The sequence below is a fragment of the Algoriphagus algorifonticola genome, assembly GCF_007655305.1.
Classification (GTDB): Bacteria; Bacteroidota; Bacteroidia; order Cytophagales; family Cyclobacteriaceae; genus Algoriphagus; species Algoriphagus algorifonticola.
On record NZ_VLOG01000029.1, the window covers coordinates 1 to 19,535 of the forward strand.

14 protein-coding genes are annotated in these 19,535 nt (G+C 40.4%); 3 read left to right on the forward strand and 11 right to left on the reverse strand.

Features of this window, described 5'->3' with window-relative positions:
• Positions 1 to 830: 830 nt before the first annotated feature.
• The 9 genes from FL972_RS06155 to FL972_RS06195 form a co-directional block, all read right to left on the reverse strand.
• The gene (locus FL972_RS06155; RefSeq protein ID WP_144604190.1) at positions 831 to 1,754 is read right to left on the reverse strand and encodes a DUF4097 family beta strand repeat-containing protein; all 924 of its coding nucleotides are present in this window, start codon (positions 1,752 to 1,754) and stop codon (positions 831 to 833) included.
• A 41-nt stretch (positions 1,755 to 1,795) separates the two neighbouring features.
• Complete coding sequence (locus FL972_RS06160; protein WP_144604191.1) at positions 1,796 to 2,590, reverse strand: hypothetical protein; 795 nt, start codon at positions 2,588 to 2,590, stop codon at positions 1,796 to 1,798.
• Positions 2,591 to 2,636: 46 nt separating this feature from the next.
• Entirely contained in the window at positions 2,637 to 3,671 is a 1,035-nt protein-coding gene (locus tag FL972_RS06165) for a porin family protein (RefSeq protein WP_144604192.1), read from the reverse strand.
• A gap of 229 nt (positions 3,672 to 3,900) precedes the next feature.
• A complete protein-coding gene (locus FL972_RS06170) occupies positions 3,901 to 4,677 on the reverse strand; it encodes a hypothetical protein (protein WP_144604193.1) in 777 nt (258 codons plus the stop codon).
• Positions 4,670 to 5,239, reverse strand: a complete 570-nt coding sequence (locus FL972_RS06175) for an RNA polymerase sigma factor (protein ID WP_091649385.1) — start codon at positions 5,237 to 5,239, stop codon at positions 4,670 to 4,672. Before FL972_RS06175 ends, FL972_RS06170 begins: the two co-directional genes overlap by 8 nt.
• Positions 5,240 to 5,479: 240 nt before the next feature.
• Complete coding sequence (locus FL972_RS06180; RefSeq protein WP_250161295.1) at positions 5,480 to 5,947, reverse strand: carboxypeptidase-like regulatory domain-containing protein; 468 nt, start codon at positions 5,945 to 5,947, stop codon at positions 5,480 to 5,482.
• A gap of 383 nt (positions 5,948 to 6,330) precedes the next feature.
• Positions 6,331 to 7,728, reverse strand: a complete 1,398-nt coding sequence (locus FL972_RS06185) for an MBL fold metallo-hydrolase RNA specificity domain-containing protein (protein ID WP_144604194.1) — start codon at positions 7,726 to 7,728, stop codon at positions 6,331 to 6,333.
• Between the two features lie 78 nt (positions 7,729 to 7,806).
• The gene (locus FL972_RS06190; RefSeq protein ID WP_144604195.1) at positions 7,807 to 9,753 is read right to left on the reverse strand and encodes a PspC domain-containing protein; all 1,947 of its coding nucleotides are present in this window, start codon (positions 9,751 to 9,753) and stop codon (positions 7,807 to 7,809) included.
• Positions 9,754 to 9,796: 43 nt separating this feature from the next.
• Positions 9,797 to 10,126, reverse strand: a complete 330-nt coding sequence (locus FL972_RS06195; protein ID WP_091649714.1) for a PadR family transcriptional regulator — start codon at positions 10,124 to 10,126, stop codon at positions 9,797 to 9,799.
• A 363-nt stretch (positions 10,127 to 10,489) separates the two neighbouring features.
• Between FL972_RS06195 and FL972_RS06200 the strand changes: the two genes are divergently transcribed.
• Together FL972_RS06200 and porU2 are read left to right on the forward strand one after the other, a co-directional pair.
• On the forward strand, positions 10,490 to 11,602 hold the full coding sequence (locus tag FL972_RS06200) for a putative type IX sorting system protein PorV2 (protein WP_449354107.1): 1,113 nt from the start codon (positions 10,490 to 10,492) through the stop codon (positions 11,600 to 11,602).
• A complete protein-coding gene (porU2, locus tag FL972_RS06205; RefSeq protein ID WP_144604196.1) occupies positions 11,590 to 16,611 on the forward strand; it encodes a putative type IX secretion system sortase PorU2 in 5,022 nt (1,673 codons plus the stop codon). Before FL972_RS06200 ends, porU2 begins: the two co-directional genes overlap by 13 nt.
• Here porU2 and FL972_RS06210 read toward each other — a convergent pair.
• Entirely contained in the window at positions 16,608 to 17,303 is a 696-nt protein-coding gene (locus FL972_RS06210; RefSeq protein WP_144604197.1) for a TVP38/TMEM64 family protein, read from the reverse strand. The two genes, porU2 and FL972_RS06210, sit on opposite strands and share 4 nt — an antisense overlap.
• Before the next feature lie 252 nt (positions 17,304 to 17,555).
• Between FL972_RS06210 and FL972_RS06215 the strand changes: the two genes are divergently transcribed.
• Positions 17,556 to 18,701 carry a cystathionine gamma-synthase gene (locus FL972_RS06215; protein ID WP_144604198.1) on the forward strand — a complete coding sequence of 382 codons (1,146 nt, stop codon included), beginning with the start codon at positions 17,556 to 17,558 and terminating at the stop codon, positions 18,699 to 18,701.
• Here FL972_RS06215 and FL972_RS06220 read toward each other — a convergent pair whose 3' ends face one another.
• Positions 18,702 to 19,535 (reverse strand): hypothetical protein, encoded by an 834-nt coding sequence (locus tag FL972_RS06220; protein WP_144604199.1) that lies wholly within the window; start codon positions 19,533 to 19,535, stop codon positions 18,702 to 18,704.

The following is a 19,535-nucleotide window of genomic DNA, read 5'->3' on the forward strand; positions in this document are numbered from 1 at the left end:
TTGGTTTTTGGGCTCTTATTCCAGTCTGGGATCAATATTAACCAAATCTATGTTTGCTACTGTGCCTATGTGGTAAAAAAAGCTCGCCGCGACACAGCGGTGCAGTGCTTAATTTGCCCTTGAAAAAAAGAAGCAAAGATATTTTCAAAGCATTTATCAAATCGCACCTCTGGTGCTCTGAGTTCATTTATTACCTATTTTTCTACAATCATACCGCACCGCTGGTGCTCTTGAGAGACTAGATTTTTTGAAAGCCTCGGAGAGGCGTTTTAATTGTAGCATCTGGAATGACGAGTATATAAGAGCTTCGTAGAAGCGATTTGATTTTTATTATTCTCCCACAGAAGAATCAAAAGGCAAAGTGTATATAAAGCTATGTTTTCTATGAGGTCAAAAGTTGCTAAAAGTCTAAGGCAAGTAAATAGTAATTGGTTTTTGGGCTCTTATTCCAGTCTGGGATCAATATTAACCAAATCTATGTTTGCTACTGTAACTATGTGATAAAAAAAGTTCGCAGCGGCGCAGCGCTTTTGATTTCCCGCAAAGGGTGGAAGAGGCAAAGACGGTTTTGGAGTGATTTGCAAAAAGGGCTTCGACTCCGCTCAGCCTGACAATACTTTCGACTCTCTAACTAGCCGTCAGTCAGGCGCTCAGCCTGAAAAAAGCGACAGGTCTCCTCATTAAAACTCCGTGGTTCGCCGTGTATTTCTCAGTGCCCTCTTTGGTTGAATTAATCATGGCGAAATTTTCCTAACCATTAAAAGTGAACCTCAGAGCATAAAAAAAGGACTGAATTTCAGTCCTTTTTTTGATTAAAAATCCTATAAACATCAATTCTCAATGGTAATATTCCCGGAGCTAATCTGACCTTTGATAGTCGTGGAGGCTCCATTATTGATTTCCAAAGTCTTTCCCTTACTGCTTTTTCCCACTTTTAAGTTTCCTGAAGATGCCTTCAATTCATAATTGTATGCATTCAGATTTGATGGTGTCTGCACTCTAAAATTACCGGAAGTACCCGAAAAAGAGGTGTTCTGTCCGAGCCCTGCATTCTCCGCACGGATGTTTCCTGAGGTAAACTTCAAAGCTCCTAACTGACCTATATTGGATAGTTTGGCATTGCCTGATGTAAGACTTACGCTTAATTCTCCTTCCACATTATTTGCATCTAATGAACCGCTGGTGGACTTGTACTGCAAATCCCCTTTTACATTGAAAATAGCTGCATTTCCGGAAGTCATACCGGCCATTACATTGCCATTCACCCCATCAACCTTGATATTCCCTGATGTAGCATTGATCCTTAGATCTCCCCTGATTTGATTTGCTTGTATTTTGCCTGAGCTTACTTTGAGGCTAGTTTCATCAGAGCTAACGCGGCTTACCAGCAAATTCCCCGAGCTATTTTGGATTGATAATTTAATGGACTCAGGCCCTGACATTTTGATCCAGCCTTTGGATTTGCTATTCCAGGAATTCATCTGGGAAGATCTTTTGTAGGAAATCTTCAAAACATCACCAATTGTCACGAATACGATGTCTTGATTTTCATTTTCTGATTCTAGATAAGCTTCTACATCTACGGATGAAGAGCTTCCTCCATCATAGCTGACATCCAGCCAGCCTCCTTCTACTTCAATAGATCGGATCCCAGGGTAGGATTTCTGGGTGTCTATCAACACTTTCTGCGCAAAAGCATAGCTCTGCACCAATAAAAGTGCAAACAATAGATAAAGTCGGGTTAAGCTTTTCATGAGTTGAAGTTTTTAAGTTTTAATAAAGGATTGCGTGCAGCTTAATTGATGATAATTCCAAAGCTGATAGCATTTGTTTCAGGACCTCTGCCTTCTTCGAAAAAGGAATTCAAGTCATAATTGAAATACAAGTCAAAGTCTCCAATTCCAATTTCTGCGCGAGCTCCATATCTGAGGTTGTTTGCATAAAGATTGGACTTTTCGAAAATTTTATTTTTGTCTCCATCATTGTCCTCGTAGACGAATTTCCCTCTGCCACCAATTCGTAAACCAGCATATCCTCCAAGTCCGATTCTTACTTTTTGATTGCTGGTCATCAAAGTAGGAACCAAGGAAAGATTTGCATAGGATGCCGATAACTTGGATTTGGTGCCTACGCCGTTTGTAAACTCATTGAACTCTATTCCGTTAGGAGATTTTTCAATGATGAGGTTTCGGTTTTCCAGTTTGTAATTATACCAAGAAACGCCTATTCCGGTTTTTAGGTGAAAGTTTTTTGCCGCTTTCCAATCTCCAACCCAGTTGAGTCCTACATTCCAGGAACCCCAAGCTTTGGTAGCCGGAAGATCATCTGAAGGAGTCCAAACATTAATACCCAGATCAATATTCAAATCCGAGTCAAATTTGGAAGGCTTAGGCTTCACAAAGGTTTTGGTTTCTTGGTCATTTTCAAAATTCCACTCTTTGGTACCATCTTCAAATTTATTCATGGTCCACTCCATTCCCAGCATGGAAAATTCTTTGGTTTTAACAATGGATTTTGATTCGGTTTCTTGGGCAAAGGCCCAGCCAGATGCCATGAAAATGGCAAGTATTGTAGCTAGAAAATTTTTCATAATAAGTAGTTGGTTAGGTAATTGGGGGAGATGGCTCTCCCCCTGATTAAAAGACTATTCCGAATGAAATTGGATTCAGTTCAGGACCTTTTTGATCCTGGAAAAGCGTATTTAAGTCGTAAGTGGTAAAGAAAGTTACTCTTCCTACACCGATCTCTCCCCGGATACCGTATCGGAAGTTTTGAAGGTAAAGACCGGTATCCTGTTTGTCTTTTTTCCTTCCCGAACCGTCAAGCTCTCGGTAAATGAATTTGGATCTACCTCCTAATCTATAGCCTGCATAAGGTCCTGCAGCAATGCGTAGGCCTTTTTTGCCATTGTCATTCATTTTTCCAAAATCCAGTTCCAGCATGGTCATGGCTGTGATATAGGATGCGGAAATCTTGCTTTTGAATCCATCCACATCATTTCTTTGGATAAATTCAATCATTTCATCCCCGCGAACAGCCTGGAAGTCCTTGTTTTCAAACTTGAAATTGTAGAATTGAAAACCTAATCCGAAATCCCAATAGAAACCTTTTGAAATTCGCTGGGCAGCCATCCAGTTCAATCCCACATTCCAGCTTCCCCAGCCTTTGACTGCATAGGGATTATCAGATGTTGGAAACCCTCCATCTGGGCTGAGATAGTTGCTGACACCGAGATCAATGTTAAAGTTGGTTTTGAAAGATGGGTCAACTGTTTTCTTAGCTCCGGATTCAATTTTCACCTTGGTATTTTGACCAGATTCATCCACAAGTACCCTCATCCGTCCGATGTTTACTTCAGTTTCAGCACCTTCTTCTCTAACTTTCACCACATCCTTGGTGCTGCCGTCTTTTTTCTGGATCTGAACGATGGTTAACTCTCCGGTCTCTTTGTTTTCCTGTAAGTCTAAGCTTTTAATGATTTCATCAATGTTCATCATTTTAAGCTTTTCGAAGTCTTCTTTGCTTTCTACAATGATGACTACCTTTCCGGACTTTCCGAATTCTACGATGACAGAGTCCTTATTGATTTCTGTATCAAGGGATGGCAGTTTAGCTGCAAAAGCGACTTGAACCATGGCCATCAGGCAAAATAATAGCAGATACTTTTTCATAGTTTTATTGTCTTTAAGCGATCTTTTGGATTCTCGTTGAGGCTGTCTCATAAGTAGCCCTGGTGTCAGCCTGAGCGCCTGCCTGACGTCAGACAGGTAGTCGAAGGTCGTCTCTTTGGTTGTGGTCTACATTTCGACTCCGCTCAATGTGACAAATTGCACTTTTGAGACAGCCTTTTTGTTTCCGAGGACTCCATTGCTCTTTGTTAAATAATAGGTTGGTTTTTATTTATGGCTTTTCGGTCACTTTTTCTTTTTTGCTCGTTAGGGAGGTGAATAAGCTGTTTTTGGCATCTTGTAAGGTGGCAAACCCTTCATCCACTTTTCCCAATATTCCTTCTACCTGATCTACTTTTTTTCCGATTCCGGAAATCAGGTTTTTGTCTTCTTTAATTCCGTTAGACACAATGGTCACTTTATAAGCAGGAGCTTCCTCAGCAGTAGGTTGAAGTTCTGCTACAGTTGCATTCAGATCTAAAGGTTTGATTTGGGGGATCTCAGCCTCCAAACCCTTTAATGGTTCAGCAATTGGCTTTTCAATGATTGCTTCTCTTTCAGGAGCAGTTTCGTTTTGAGCGATCAATTGCTTGTTGGGTTCTAATTGCTTCTGATAAGATGAATTGTTATTCTTTTTGGGTTGAGCCTCTCTATTAGAACTTTTATCAACTTTAGCTGACTCTTTTTCTTCAATGATTTCAATCGGATTCTCAGTCGTTTCAATCTCGACAGGAACTTGGTTAGTTGTTTCCTCTTCATTTGAAGAAGATTCCACTTTTTCCGCTAGAATTTCTTCTTCTAAAGGATTTTGAGCTGGCCAGAACAGGGAACCCACCGTAAATAAGAGAAGGATTGCTGCTGCAGCAGCCCACCAATAGGTAGAAAGCTTGGTTTTGCTTTGAGGGAGATGGTTTTCCAATCTCTCCCAAGCTAGCTTACTCGGTTTTACCTGGTGATTTTCCAGTTTATCCCGAAATAGCTGATCCATATTTTCTGTTTTCTTAGCCATTGATTCTCCTTTCTTTGAGTTGTTGGGTGGCAATTTTTTCTTTCAACACATTCCTTGCTCTATTCAGTTGTGACTTGGAAGTACTTTCACTAATACCTAGCAGCTCGGCAATTTCCTGATGTGCGTAGCCCTCAATTGCATAAAGGTTGAAGACGGTTCGATAGCCTACCGGTAGGCTTTCTACTAATTCCATCAGATCTTGAGCTTCCAGATGTTTGGTTTCATAATGGTGATGTTCGTACTCCACATCCTCTTCCACATGAACTTCCATCATCAGATGACGATTGCTTCTCAAGGTCATCAAAGCCTGAGTGACTACGATTCGCTTCATCCAACCTTCAAAACTTCCCTTGGCTTGATATTGGGGGAGTTTTTCGAATATCTTCATAAAGCTTTCTATCATCACATCTTCGGCATGTTCCCGATTTTTAAGATATCGGATGCAGATGGCCAGAAACTTTCCGGAGTACACATCATAAAGATGTCGCTGGGCTGACCGATCACCCTTGAGGCATGCTTTAATCAATGTTGGTTCGTCTGAAAAGTTGGTTCTACTGAACATTCCAAATAGCTTTCAAATAGGTAGATGTAGAGATGTTAAAAAACGTTGCATCAAGTTTGAAAAAAATCAGATTTTTTTTTCGATTAATTGTTAAAACTTTGGATTACAGTTAGTTGTGATATTGACTCAAACGATCAATGTTATTTAGTGATGCACAAATTTTCAGCTTTCTAATTTTATCTTTCAGATTTCTCGGCTCTAGCTTCTCGCTTCTCGCCTCTTTCTTTCATATTTCTACCTTCAAAAAACCGCCTTGTAATTAATCACAATGTCCAGCAAGGTCCATTCTCCTTTTTTTACGGTAACAGGCTGAATATTCCCATCCCCATCAAAAATATTGGCAAAGAGACCATCTTCTTCCCGTGTGAAGATGGAATATCGACCTGGAGCCAACTCCAGTAGGTAGCGTCCCTCTTCATCGGTAGTTACCGTGGTGATTGGTTCTCCAGAAATGGATTGAAAGAGGGTTCCTTCCACTTTGGCATCAGCCAAATTTGTCAGTGGATAAATAATCAAGGTTCTTTGTACCGGGACTCCTTTGGGATTTACTTCGGGTTTTTCGCCATCTTCTACAATCATGGGCATTTGATTCCCTTCCAACCATGTCACTGTTCCTGTGATTCCCTCACCCTCTGGTTTGATGGGTTTGCAAAATGCAAGTATTACTAAAAGCATGATAAAAAGGCTGGATAACATCTTATTTTTCATCTGGTTATAATTTGTTTTTCAAAGGTCTGATGGAATCTTCGCATTGATTCCCCGATACATCGGGGCGTCTCTTTGTGTGTCACTTTGGGTCGTGCTCGATTTCATCAGTTTGAAATTGTTTTTTTGATTCTTCTGAAAATTCAATTTAGGTTAGCTTCGGTCCACTGTCTTCCTTCTCGATTCGAAATGGAGAATTGGCCATTGGCTAGATTTCAGATAATCCTATAAGTTTAAATGAATATCCGATTTCTTACGAGTAATAAGAATAATATGGCCAATTATTAGCCCAAAAGATCAGAATCGGGAAGCTTCGGTCATCGTCTTCCAATCGGTCAAGCAAAGAAAATAAGGCAACTGGCATGATTGCGGATAATCAGATAAGTTTAAATGCCTTCAAACAAAACTACAGATTCCAGATAATTCGGTATAGTTGTATTCCAGCTTAATTCATTTTTCAATTTATCAGCCAAAACTTCGGCACTCTTCTCTTCACCATGTATGATAAAGGTCATTTTGGGTCTTTCTGTGAATCCCTCGGCCCATTCCATGAGTTCTTCCTGGTCGGCATGTGCAGATAATCCGTCAATCTGGTAAACTTTTGCATTGACCGGAACCTGATTTCCGTAAATGGTGATGTATTTTTCTCCTTCTACCAATCTTCTTCCTCTTGTTCCTTCCGCCTGAAATCCCACAAAAATGACCCCATTTCTCTCATGAGGAAGGTGATGATGTAGGTGGTGTAAGACTCTTCCCCCAGTTGCCATTCCGGATGCTGAGACAATAATCGCATTGCCCCTGTATTCGTTGAGTGACATGGATTGCTCTTGTTTTTGGAAGTAGCGTAACTGCCGGTGATTAAAAGGATGCTGATCCTCTTCCAATGCAGCAGTTAATTGATGGTCTGTGGAAAAATCCAGGTAGAGTTTGGTGGCATCAATAGCCATAGGTGAGTCCAGGAAAATCGGAACCTTTGGGATTTTTCCTTTTTCCATTAATTTAAACAGGTAATACAGAACTAATTGGGTTCGACCAACAGCAAATGAAGGTATAATAACCAATCCACCGCGATCAAAAGTATCACGAATTGCTGATCCTAATTCTTCTTCAGGCTTGACCTTAGGTGCTATTCTATCCCCATAGGTCGATTCTATCCAGAGAATATCGGCTTTAGGGATGAGCGTAGGAGGGAAAAGCAGTGGGTCATGAAATCGTCCTAAATCTCCAGAGAATACCAACTTTTTCTCCTGACTGCTACCTTTGATAAGAATTTTGGTGATTGCTGCACCTAAAATATGACCCGCATGAAAATAAGTAACCTTCACTTTAGGATGAATTTCAAAGGCTTGGTCAAAAGCCTTGGGAACCAAGAGGGGAAATACGGCCTCAGCATCTTCTACCGTATATAATGGTTGAGGATTATCATGTCTGGAATAGCCCTTTTTTCTGGCAAATTCCGCTTCTTCTTCCTGCAGTTTCCCGGAATCCAGTAACAGGATTTTGATTAACTCCGAGGAAGCCTCAGTGCAATAGATTGGACCTTTAAAACCTTGCTTAACAAGTCTTGGAAGATAGCCTACATGATCCATATGAGCATGGGTGATAACTACTGCCTCGAGTTGTTCCAAGGGCATGGGGAATTTATCCCAATTTCTTTCCCGAAGTTCTCTTCTCCCCTGAAAGAGTCCACAGTCCACCAAAAATTCAAATTCTCCTAAGTCAATTAAATATTTTGAGCCGGTAACGGATCCGGCGCCTCCCAAAAATTTTACAGTTACATCCATGGGTTTATTGTTTAGTTGTGAGAAGTTACAAAAAAAAGAGGCATCTGTTGGGATGCCTCTCTTAAATAATAAATGATTTTATTCATTGTTTTGAAGAAACTTTGCTTTGGAAATGCTATCCAATTTTGCTCGGGTCAGTGAGTCAGCTACTTGCTTTTCTTCCTCAAATAACTCGTCTTCCGACTCATTATTTTCCTTGCATGTAAGGCAGACAAGTCCAGCTTCATTGAATGCCCAAACTGTACTGGAACGTACATCTGAGGATCTAAAGCCATTTCTTCCCAAGGTATTTCTGATGATTTCCAAAATAGATCTCTCCATAATAAATGGCTTATCGTAAGGGATTTTCAAGACGAGCTTTAGTTTTTGAGCTCTGAATTTATCCAAATTGCTGATATCAAATCCTTCACTGAAAGTTAAAACTGAGTCCATCACCTGCACTTGGTAAGGGAAGGCCTTTGCATTTTCCATGGCTTCTGCTTTCGTTCTTCCACGGGAGAAATATTCCTGATCCAACACCAGAAGAGAATCAGAAGTACCTTCCAATTTCAGAGAAACTTCATTGAAAGTTGCCTCCTCACTCAAGGGGTCAAGTTGGAGTATCAAAATTCCCGGGCTTGGATTCAAAGCCTCAGAGGTTTTATACCAGTTCTCTTCTTTGAATTGAGCAACAATTCTAGGGATTTGGAAGGCACATACTCCAACACAGAATATCCAAGCTGCAAAGGCTACCAATCCAAATCTGTTTCCAATCAGATTCTTTTTCACCAAGACACTTAGGCCTGAAAGGATCAGAAGAATGCCCGGAATAATCAGTAGGAAAGATGCGCCTACTACCAACCAAACAGGAATTACATTGGAGATCAATTCTATGGGAAGATTATCCATCATGATCTGGTATTCATCTGTGGTGAATACTCCCAGATACACTGACATGGCGATGATAGGAGCAATGGTCAGGGATAATCCTATGAAGAATACGATCAAACCGAAAATCACTCGGATCACAGCCAGAAAGAATAACCCCAATGGACCCAAAGCTTTGCCTAGCGCATCAATCACTTGGCCTAGTACCCGAAATGGCGCCAAGAGAATCTTTCTGGTTTGAGATTCCGGTTTAGGCGGCTGTGGGTTCAGATTTTCTTTAAGAGTAGAATCAATGTTATCCAAAGTAATCTCTCCACCTTTCATCCTAATTCTTTCAGTGATCGAGGTTGCCACAGGAGTAATGATCCACAGAATCAAATAAATCAATACACCAGATCCTCCTGCCAAGGTTAGGGCTACAAAGGCCAGTCTAGTCCAGATGACTTCTACGCCAAAGTAGGCTGCCAATCCACTGGCTACCCCACCCAAAGCTTTATCATCGGGGTTTCTATAGAGTTTTTTGATGTTTTTATCCTCCTCTACATCGTAGGAGACTGGGAGGATAATCCACAATACTATGTAGGCAACAATGGCGAAGAAGCCCAGACCTAAGTTAAATCTGAAATTATCCCATGGGAAAATATCAAAGGCATCGAATCTTAAATTTAGATTTCCTGAAAACAGCAAAAGGATAGCTATCAATCGGGTCCAAAGTGGGTCGATTGAGAAATAATTTGCTAATCCGGCGCAAACTCCACCCAAAATTTTCTTGGGCTCATTTCTCATGAGTTTCTTATAGCCTTTCTTTTCTGCATTCGGAGGAGTTACATATTTGTAAAAATCCTCCTGCTTGGAAGATTCCTTTTCTTCATCTGCTTCTTCCAATGTTTCCTCTACTGATACGAAATCAGCAATAGTTCCCATTTTTTCGATGAGTTTATCTACGTTCTCCGCTGTGATTACCTGTTTGTTGTTTTTCAGGTTGCTCAAGAAAATCTCCGCAATTCGGTTTTCTATATCCGAGATGATTTCCTGATTGTCTTTGTAAGAAGAGAAATGTTTATTGATTGCATCCAGGTATTTTCTGAGCGTATCATATCCGTCTTCTTCTATGTGGAAAAGAATTCCACTAATATTGATGCTGATGGTCTTTTTCATTGTCTTTTCAATTTAGGGTCTGCTGATCGGTGCAAAACTTTAATCAATTCTTGGAGGTGATTTCTTGGGTTGAATTGACTAGAGATGCCCAAGTTTCGGTGAGTGTTTGGAGAAAGTCTTTTCCTTTTTCTGTGATGGAATAATACTTTCTGGGCGGGCCGGATTCTGACTCCACCCAACGATACTCTACCAAAGCAGCAGTTTTGAGCCGATTGAGTAGGGGATACAGGGTTCCTTCCACCACGATCATTTGAGCTTGGGTAAGCTCATCGATCAGGTCAGAAGTGTAAACTTCCCCTCTGGAAATTATATGAAGAACACATAACTCCAGAAGTCCCTTTCGCATTTGAATTTGTGTGTTGGCGACGTTCATGATTAGTGGTTTTTTTCGGGAATTCATTCTCCCGACACTTTTATATGAATGAAAAATGATACCAATCTTTTCTAAGCTACCTTGTATAACCTAATTCCTTGCTTTATTGATGCCCTAGGTGATACATTATTGAAATAAAACATCGATTTTGAGCTGTAAAAGGGAATTTTTAATTAATCTTTTAAGTTGAAAAAAAAATAAATTATTTTCGGACGATGATTTTAAGATTATTTGATTTGTTAATATGCGTACATTTATGTGTCCGACAGCGAACAGATACAGGACATTTGTATGCTTATTTTCGAGGACTATAAGCTTCTAAAAGATTTTGGTTATTTTGGGATTGTGAAAGGAGACAGTACTATTCAATTTATTTTTTTCTTCCTGCTTCTGGCAATCAGTTGTCAGAGTGAAATGGCGTTCTCCCAAGACCTCACCCCTAAATATTCCAATGAATTTTTGAACATAGGTGTAGGAGCCAGAGCATTGGGTATGGGTGGAGCACAGGTGTCTGCCACCAGAGATGTGACAGCAGCTTATTGGAATCCTGCTGGCTTGATGGGGGTCACTCATCAATATGAGGCAATGCTCATGCATGCTGAATATTTTGCAGGAATTGCCCAATATGATTATCTGGCTTTCACAACACCCCTCAAGAATGATAGTCAATTAGCAATTTCTTTGATCAGGTTTGGAGTGGATGATATTCCTGATACCCGTTTCCTTTATGATGCTAATGGAGCGCTGAATTATAATAATATTCAGTTTTTTAATGCAGCAGATTATGCTTTGCTCTTGACTTACGCCAGGGATTTATCTGATCATTTCAAAGTCGGAGCTAATGCAAAAGTGATTCATAGAAATGTAGGAAAATTCGCAAATGCCTGGGGCTTTGGTTTGGATTTGGGGGGAATGTATGTGAAAAAAAACCTGACTTTAGGTTTAATGCTAAGGGATATCACCACAACATTTAATGCTTGGTCCCATAATGCGGAATTGGTGAGAGACATTTACTCCCAGACTAATAATGAGATTCCGGTGAATTCAGTCGAGCTAACCTTGCCTCGAGCAATTAGTAGCTTTACCTATGGTTTTACTGTTGGCAAACAGTTCAGTCTCTTAACTGCTGTGGATTTGGATATGACTTTTGACGGGCAGAGAAATACACTTATTTCTACCTCCCTTTTAAGCATAGACCCAAAGATGGGTTTGGAATTAGGCTATAAAAAGCTGGCATTCTTGCGAGCGGGTGTCAGCAACTTTCAGTATATCAAAGATTTTGATGGTGAAAAGTCTATGAGCATGATGCCAAGTGCTGGTTTGGGAGTTTTGCTGAGTGAAAAATTCCAAATTGACTATGCGCTTTCTGATATAGGAAATGTTTCAGAGACACCTTATTCCCATGTGTTTTCCGTGAAAGTTTCCCTGGAAAAAATGAAGGACGATTTTCGAAAATTTAAAGGATGGACCTATTGAAAAAGCTGTTCCTTACATATCTCCTGAGTTGCCTAGCATTGGGACTTTTTGCGCAGCAGGGTATATGGTACTCCTATGATCAAGTCTATTATAAGATTCCGACTGCAAAGGATGGGATTTACAGAATCAGCCCTGCAACACTTCAAAGTGCAGGAATAAATCTTAGCACCACAGACCCACGAAACATCCGGATGTTTCATCGAGGAAAAGAAGTGGCCATTTATATTGAAGGGGAGCAAGACGGAAGACTGAATGAGGGAGACTACATTGATTTTTATGGGATTAGAAATGATGCTAAGCTAGACTCCATCCTTTATAGAGATGTTAAGCCTATCCCTAATCCATATTTTAACACCCATACCGATACTACCGCTTACTTTTTGACTATTGCTAATTCACCAGGTAAGCGAATGGCTGTAAGAGGGACTCCAGCAGCAACTGCACCACAAATTCAGTCTTATCAATCTGAAAGACTTCAAGTATTTAGCGATCAGTATTCTCTTGGAATCAGTTATACCTTGGGCTTTCGCCTTTCTAGCTATGATCAGGGTCAAGGCTGGATGAGCTCAGTGATTTCAAAAGGAGCTACCCGCCAGGTTCCTTTTGGGGAATTAGGCGTCCCAGCATCATCAGGAGATCCTTATTTGGAAATTGGTTTGACAGGAAGATCGGCGAATGCTCATCGGGCCAGAATAACGGCAGGAGTTAGCGGGACCAGTCAGAGGCAGGTTGGTGTTCAGGACTTTTCTGGATTTAATACTGTTTTTGCCAGAATTCCACTCAGAATGACGGATTTCAATGCCAATGGGAGTATCGTAATTTCCGTAGCTCCGATTGGGCCTGAAGCTGTGGATAATATATCTATTACTTATGCTAAAATTCGCTATTCCAAAAACAAAGGAACTGGTGATTTTGGATCAGAGTTGCTAATCAATCCTGCTGGAAATCAGCAAATTCAATATTCTTCTATTGCAGGGAATTATGCGGCACTTGAAATATCCGATCCTTCCAATCCGGTTAGGGTTTCCTTATCGAAAAATTCAGGAAACCTAAGTTTACAAGCTGCGGTAGAAGGAAAAGAAAGTAAAATCTGGCTTGAAAATGAAGATGTAATCCAGAAAGTAACTGAGGTAAAACCTATCAAATTCAGAGACTACCTTGGTCAAGCCGCTGATTATATTTTGGTAGGGAGTAAAGCTTTACAAAGGCCTTCTAAGAATTTTCAAAATCCCTTAAAAGCATATGCGGAACATAGAGCTTCCCCTCAAGGCGGTGCTTATGATACCCTGACCTTAATCATGGAGGATATCTACGATCAATTTGGTTATGGTGAAAGATCTCCGATTGCACTTTATGAATTTTTGAAGGCCTATTATCCTGTCCATAAACCTACCCATATCTTGATGGCGGGAAGAGGTTTGGCTATCTACAGTACTGCTCGTGTGGGTGGTATTACCTATTTCTATCGAAATAATCCGGCAGTGTTTACTCAGCAAGATTTAGTGCCGGTAGGTGGTTATCCTTTTTCTGATGTCGTCTTTACACTCAATTTAGATCCAGCTAATCCTGAGCTACCGGCCATGGCAATTGGGAGAATACCTGCGAAGGACTCTCAACAGCTGGAAGATTATTTTTATAAAGCGATTGAAAAGGACTTGCTGGGCTTGGAGGCTCCATGGCAAAAAGAAATACTTCATTTAGGTGGAGGGGTTTCTGAGTTCGAATTGAACCGATATTTTAATTTTTTGAACGGGTTTAAAGGAATTGCTGAAGGACCATTTCTAGGAGGAAATGTGACGACCTACAGAAAGCGGTCCAATAGTGTGGTGGAGGTCATTGATATCACGGGAGATTTGAATGAGGGAAGGTCTTTGGTGACTTTCTTTGGACATGGATCTCCAACCATTTTGGATATTGATATCGGCTTCGCTTCTGACCCAACAATCAATTATCAGAATAAAGGAAAATATCCTGTAATGCTGTTTAATGGCTGTGATTACGGTAGTGCCTTTGGCACCAATTATACTCAAGGTGAAGATTGGGTCATCACTCCTAATAAAGGAGCTTCTAATATCATGGCGAATTCAGCCATTGGGGTGGATGTGTATTTAAGAAGGTATTCTGATGCCTTTTATTTGAATGCCTTTGCCGACAGCACCAAGATCTACCGTTCTGTAGGAGAAATAAAAATGGAGGCGGAAAGGTTTTTTGTGAGCAGGTACGGTACTGCTCCGCTAAACTATTCTCACATGGAACAAATGATTCTGATGGGAGATCCAGCGTTGCGCTTATTTCCGGCGGATAAACCTGATTATTTTGTCACGGAATCTGAGGCTAGAATTGAAAGTTTTGACAATGATCCCATATCGGCCCTTTCTGATAGTCTGAAATTGAATTTTGTATTAAGAAATATAGGAATCGTAGGCTTTGATTCCATTTCTTATCAAGTTCGAAGAAGACTTCCATCCGGAGAAGAAATTACTTATCCAATAGTAAAAACTTCCGCTGTTAGTAGGTTGGACAGTCTTTCCTTTTCTATCCCTAACATAGGGGTAGCTTCTGCCGGTGAAAACACCATTATCTTAGAAATTAATCCTTCCAGAGAAGTGGAGGAAATGTCTTTTTCCAATAATCAGATTACCATTTCTCAATTTGTGCCTTTGAGTGGAACCCTCAATCTGTATCCTCTGGAATATGGGATTGTCAATCAAAAATCCATTGATTTAATCACACAGTTGCCGGGTAATAATCCTACTGACAGGACAGTAATCATGCAAATGGATACGACCTCCAATTTCAACTCGGCTTACCGAAAAGAGATTAGGTTGAGTTCTAAGGGTTTGGCAACTTGGAAAGTTGACCTTTTGCCGGGAGCTGATTCAGTCACTTATTTTTGGAGAACAAAATTCCAAGAGCCACGACCGGGAGAAACCGATTCTTGGAGCAGTTCCAGCTTTTCCTTTATTCCAAATGGGCCAGAAGGCTGGACGCAAAGAACCTTCCAGCAAATCGCAGAAAACCAGTTGAGTAATCTAAACATCGATGAAGCTGAAAGAAAATTGGTTTACAAGGATGTCAATCTTGGAGTAGAAGTATTTACAGTTGGTTCTGCAGTTGATACCCTATCTTTTAGAAATACGCAGTTTTATCTGAATAACGTTCCTCAGATTATCGATAACGTAAATAATGCGAATAGTCGACTTTGCCCAAATGGATCTCTGGGCTTGGTGACTTTTCAGCAAAAAACACTTCAACCATACCTGCCTATCCCAGTTCCTGGATTTGATATTTTGGACGGTCGCTCTTGTGGTAGACCACCTCAATTGATTCAAAGTATTCAAAATGCCTGGATTACTACACCTGGACAAACTATTTTAAGAGAGTTTACCAATAATGTGGAGCAGGGAGATTTCGTCATCATTTTCTCCGTTGGTAATGTGACATTTGACAGTTGGCCTGAGGAAGCCTATCAATTGATCAAGCAATTCGGTGCAAGTGAAGCTACACTTCGTGCCCTCAAGACTGGTGATCCCTATATCCTTTATGGAAGAAAGGGGATGAAACCAGGGGAAGCTTTGGAAATAGTTGGGAATCCAAATATGGAAGTGCCATCCAATAAGCAGACTCTTTCTTTCAAGTCTCAGTTGAAAGGCTATCTGACGGAAGGCTATATTTTCACACCTAGAATTGGACCCGCCAGTTCATGGGAAAACTTTTTCCAGGCAGTGAAGGATAGACCTTGGATCAATGAGCAGGAGAAGACCTATTTTGATATTTTGGGAGTCAAAGAAAACGGCGAAGAAGAGGTGTTAATCAGCAATGAGAATTCCTCCCAATTAGATCTTTCTTTTATCAATTCCCAGTCCTATCCATATTTGCGCTTGCGGTATGAGATGAATGATCCAAATTCAACTGCTCCAGCCGACCTAAAAAGATGGCAGGTGAATTTTCAGGGCGTACCTGAAGGAGCGCTAATCTTGAAAAACAACCAAGATCGAGTAAATCTTAGAGAAGGAGAATCAGGTAGTTTTAACTTCGAGTTTAAAAATGTCTCTATTTACGACTTCCCGGATTCCATTCAGGTGGACTGGAAGCTGACCAATCTAAAATCCAGAAAGGTTGAATCCTTTTCTAAAAAATTTGCCGCTTTGAAGGCAGGAGAAAGTTTTACTCATACCATAGAATTCAACTCTATAGGAAAAGGTGGGGAGAATACTTTGGAGATTTTTGCCAATCCTAGAATTCTTCGAGAACAAACTTATAGAAACAATCAAATCGAGGTGGGAACATACTTTGTTGTTCAGGAAGATGATTCTCAGTCCTTGTTGGATGTAAATTTTGACGGGATATATATCATGGATGGGGACATTGTATCTCCGACTGTTTTGATCAATGCGATATTAAAAAATGACCAATCGTTTTTGCATAAAACAGACACGGTTGGATTGGATATTTTCCTGAAAAAGAATTGTGATACCTGTGATTTTACCAGAATAAATTTCTCCAATCCTAACTTGACTTGGACTCCAGCCAGTGATGAAAATGACTTTAGAGTTTCTTTCCAGCCAGGTCCTTTAGAAGATGGAGTCTATACCCTCAAAGTTCAGAATCAAGACTCACCTATGCCTTATGAGGTTACTTTTGAAGTGGTCAATGAGTCACAGATTTCAAACTTCTATCCTTATCCAAACCCATTCAGCACCAGTGTCCGGTTTGTGTTTACTGTGACTGGTTCGGAAGTTCCGGATCAAATCAAAATTCAAATCATGACTGTGACCGGAAAGGTAGTCAGGGAGATTTTGCAGGATGAGCTAGGTCCTATCCGAATCGGGAATAATATCACTGAATATGCTTGGGACGGAAAAGATGAATTTGGAGATCAATTGGCCAATGGCGTGTACATTTATAGAGTTTTGATCCGAAAAAATGGACAATTCATGGAGCATAGACCTACTGCTGGTGATCGTGGATTTACCAGGGGTTATGGCAAAATGTACTTGCTTCGTTAAGCTTTAGATTTTTTCCAATTCACCCAAATTCCCCAAATACTGATTAGGAGAAAAAGGAGGACAAAGCCTATTTGAATGGGATCATTCAGCTTTTCTCTCGCTCCTAAGAAATCATTGGCTAATATTCCTGCTAAAAAAGCCAAGATGGTCCTTGGAAGCATTCCTGGAATCCCATAAATCAACACTTGGCGAAGGGGAACCTGAAGGGAGGCAAATGAGAAATTAGAAATGGCGAATGGAATCACAGGACTGATTCTAATGAAGAAAATCAATTTGCCCTCATTGCTTTTCCTTTTTTCTAATTCGTTTAAGAATTCAGGGTTTTTGGCCTCCAATAGCTCTATGAGACCGGAGTTAAATAGTTTGCCTAAAAAGTAGCCTATGACATTCGCCATGGAATAAGCGAGGATAATGGCGGGTAATCCAGTCCAGCCCAACAGGAAACCGCTGATGACAGCACTTAGAGTAGTAGGTAAAAGAGCCAGTCCCATTACCAAACTTGCAATCAAGATAAAGAGTAGATAAGCAATCCAGGAAAGGGAATCAAAGGCTAGCAGCAGTTGGTAATTTTTTAGGATCCATGCGCTGCCCAAAGCAGGACAAACTACCACCCATAACCAGCTTAAAGTTGCTAAAGGATAAATTTTTAGGTAATCGGGAAAGAAGTTGAAAATACTGCCCTTTTTTGTCATATTTGGTTACCCTTAGGGAGTGATTTCTCCCGCCACTACAAGTATACAGGAAGGAATTTATTTAAGTTTGATCCTGTTCGGATATTGTATTCATTAATAAAAATAATCCAATGAAATCGAGCACGACGAGAACGACACCCACTGGCATGCCCCGATGTATCGGGGAAACTGTGCGACCTGCCTGCTGCAGGCAGGGATTTCATCCCGATACTCGGGACAAGTTATGGCCATTAAAAAACAAATCATAATCACATGAAATTCGGTACCAAAGCCATTCATTCCGGTGTGGAGCCTGATCCCTCTACCGGTGCTATAATGACTCCTATTTATCAGACCTCTACCTATGTGCAGCGGTCTCCCGGCGATCATCAGGGATATGAATATTCTCGTACACATAATCCTACACGATCAGCCCTTCAAAATAATTTAGCGGCCTTGGAAAATGGAAAACATGGAATTTGTTTTTCTTCCGGCTTAGGGGCAATAGATGCTGTAATCAAGCTGTTTAATCCAGGGGATGAAATTATCAGTACCAGTGATTTGTATGGTGGTACTTACCGCTTGTTTACCAAGGTTTATGAAAAGTATGGGATCAAATTTCACTTTGTGCCCATGACAAATGTTGATTTGGTCGCCGAAAAAATCAACGAGAATACCAAAATGATTTGGGCTGAGACTCCCACCAATCCCATGATGAATATTGTGGATTTGAGAGCACTGTCTAAGTTGGCCAAAGGGAATAATTTGTTATTGGGTGTGGATAATACTTTCGCTTCCCCGTTTTTACAAAACCCACTGGACTTGGGAGCTGATATCGTAATGCATTCCGTTACCAAATATTTGGGAGGTCATTCTGATGTAGTGATGGGAGCCTTGGTTGTGAACGAGGATGAACTAGCTCAGAGATTAATTTTTATCCAAAATGCTTGTGGTGCCGTTCCTGGCCCTCAAGATTGTTTTTTGGTATTGAGAGGAATCAAAACTTTGCATATCAGAATGGAGCGACATTCTCAGAATGGAAAAACTATCGCAGCTTATTTAAAAAATCATCCGAAAGTAGAAAAAGTATATTGGCCTGGATTTGAAGATCATCCCAATCATGATATTGCAAAAAGTCAAATGAGAGATTTTGGGGGTATGATTTCATTTTCACTTAAAGGCAATAAACTGGAAGACGCTAGAAAAGTGATGGAAAGCTTCAAGCTTTTTTCTCTTGCAGAATCACTAGGAGGAGTAGAGTCTCTATGTGGGCATCCTGCAACCATGACCCATGCCAGCATTCCTAAAGAGGAAAGAGAAAAAGTAGGATTGGTGGATTCTTTAATTCGTTTAAGTGTGGGAATTGAAGATGCTGAAGACCTGAAAAATGACTTGGCCTTTGCCTTGTCAAGGATCTGATTAAGCCAAAATTTTCTGAAATAAACTTTGAGCCTGCTTTTCAACTTTGGAAGTCAGGCTCTTTTTTTCTGTATGAAGGTCTTTCACCCATGCAACATATTTTTTAGACACATCTTCTTTATCTGAGAGAAAATGAGTTAGGGATTGTAACTCCAAGTGATTGGCATACCAGGGTTTGAGATTTTCCTTCAATGCTTCCATCTCTGCATGAATACTGTCAATAAATATGGAATTGAAGCCCAAATACAGTAATAGATTCTCCAGCATGATGATTTTTCTCAAGCCTTCAAAAAGATCTTTCAAGGCCTTGCTGTCCAGTCTTTGTCTTTGATTGATGTGGAAAAACTCCAACTCTTCCTCAATTAACTGATTGATAGCAGTATTGATGGTCAAAGGCTTGATTTGTTTACTGGCTTCCTGAGACTTTGCCAAAAACTCATCCCAGACTTTCAGGGAACTGCCAACTACCATATCAAAGGTTTCGGAATAAAGTCCCTTTTTGTGCTTGTCAACAAATGTAGAATAAGAATTATAGGTCAGATCCTGATTCAATTCTCTTTGCCTTAATCCTTTTTCAACCAGCTTTAAATGATTGATTTTTCTCAGGTTCTTTTGAAGCTTGCTGAAGGGTGCGAAAAAATCGAACTGCAAGCTTTGCTTTTCAAAATGGATTTTTGCCAAAAGGTCTCCATACACTTCCAGAAAACTCAATTTTCCGTAAAGTTCTATGGCTTTCTTGGACTTAATTTGTTTTCCAAGCGTCAGAAATAGCTCCTTAGCCTCGGCATGTTGCTGCTCAAAAGCCTGGAAAATAGGAGAGATTTTCACCTGCAT

Coding starts and splice junctions, on each gene's coding strand:
- FL972_RS06190 (WP_144604195.1), bottom strand. CDS start 9,753: ATGAAAAAGACCATCAGCATCAATATTAGTGGAATTCTTTTCCACATA.
- FL972_RS06185 (WP_144604194.1), bottom strand. CDS start 7,728: ATGGATGTAACTGTAAAATTTTTGGGAGGCGCCGGATCCGTTACCGGC.
- FL972_RS06195 (WP_091649714.1), bottom strand. CDS start 10,126: ATGAACGTCGCCAACACACAAATTCAAATGCGAAAGGGACTTCTGGAG.
- porU2 (WP_144604196.1), top strand. CDS start 11,590: ATGGACCTATTGAAAAAGCTGTTCCTTACATATCTCCTGAGTTGCCTA.
- FL972_RS06220 (WP_144604199.1), bottom strand. CDS start 19,535: ATGCAGGTGAAAATCTCTCCTATTTTCCAGGCTTTTGAGCAGCAACAT.
- FL972_RS06180 (WP_250161295.1), bottom strand. CDS start 5,947: ATGAAAAATAAGATGTTATCCAGCCTTTTTATCATGCTTTTAGTAATA.
- FL972_RS06165 (WP_144604192.1), bottom strand. CDS start 3,671: ATGAAAAAGTATCTGCTATTATTTTGCCTGATGGCCATGGTTCAAGTC.
- FL972_RS06170 (WP_144604193.1), bottom strand. CDS start 4,677: ATGGCTAAGAAAACAGAAAATATGGATCAGCTATTTCGGGATAAACTG.
- FL972_RS06160 (WP_144604191.1), bottom strand. CDS start 2,590: ATGAAAAATTTTCTAGCTACAATACTTGCCATTTTCATGGCATCTGGC.
- FL972_RS06175 (WP_091649385.1), bottom strand. CDS start 5,239: ATGTTCAGTAGAACCAACTTTTCAGACGAACCAACATTGATTAAAGCA.
- FL972_RS06215 (WP_144604198.1), top strand. CDS start 17,556: ATGAAATTCGGTACCAAAGCCATTCATTCCGGTGTGGAGCCTGATCCC.
- FL972_RS06210 (WP_144604197.1), bottom strand. CDS start 17,303: ATGACAAAAAAGGGCAGTATTTTCAACTTCTTTCCCGATTACCTAAAA.
- FL972_RS06155 (WP_144604190.1), bottom strand. CDS start 1,754: ATGAAAAGCTTAACCCGACTTTATCTATTGTTTGCACTTTTATTGGTG.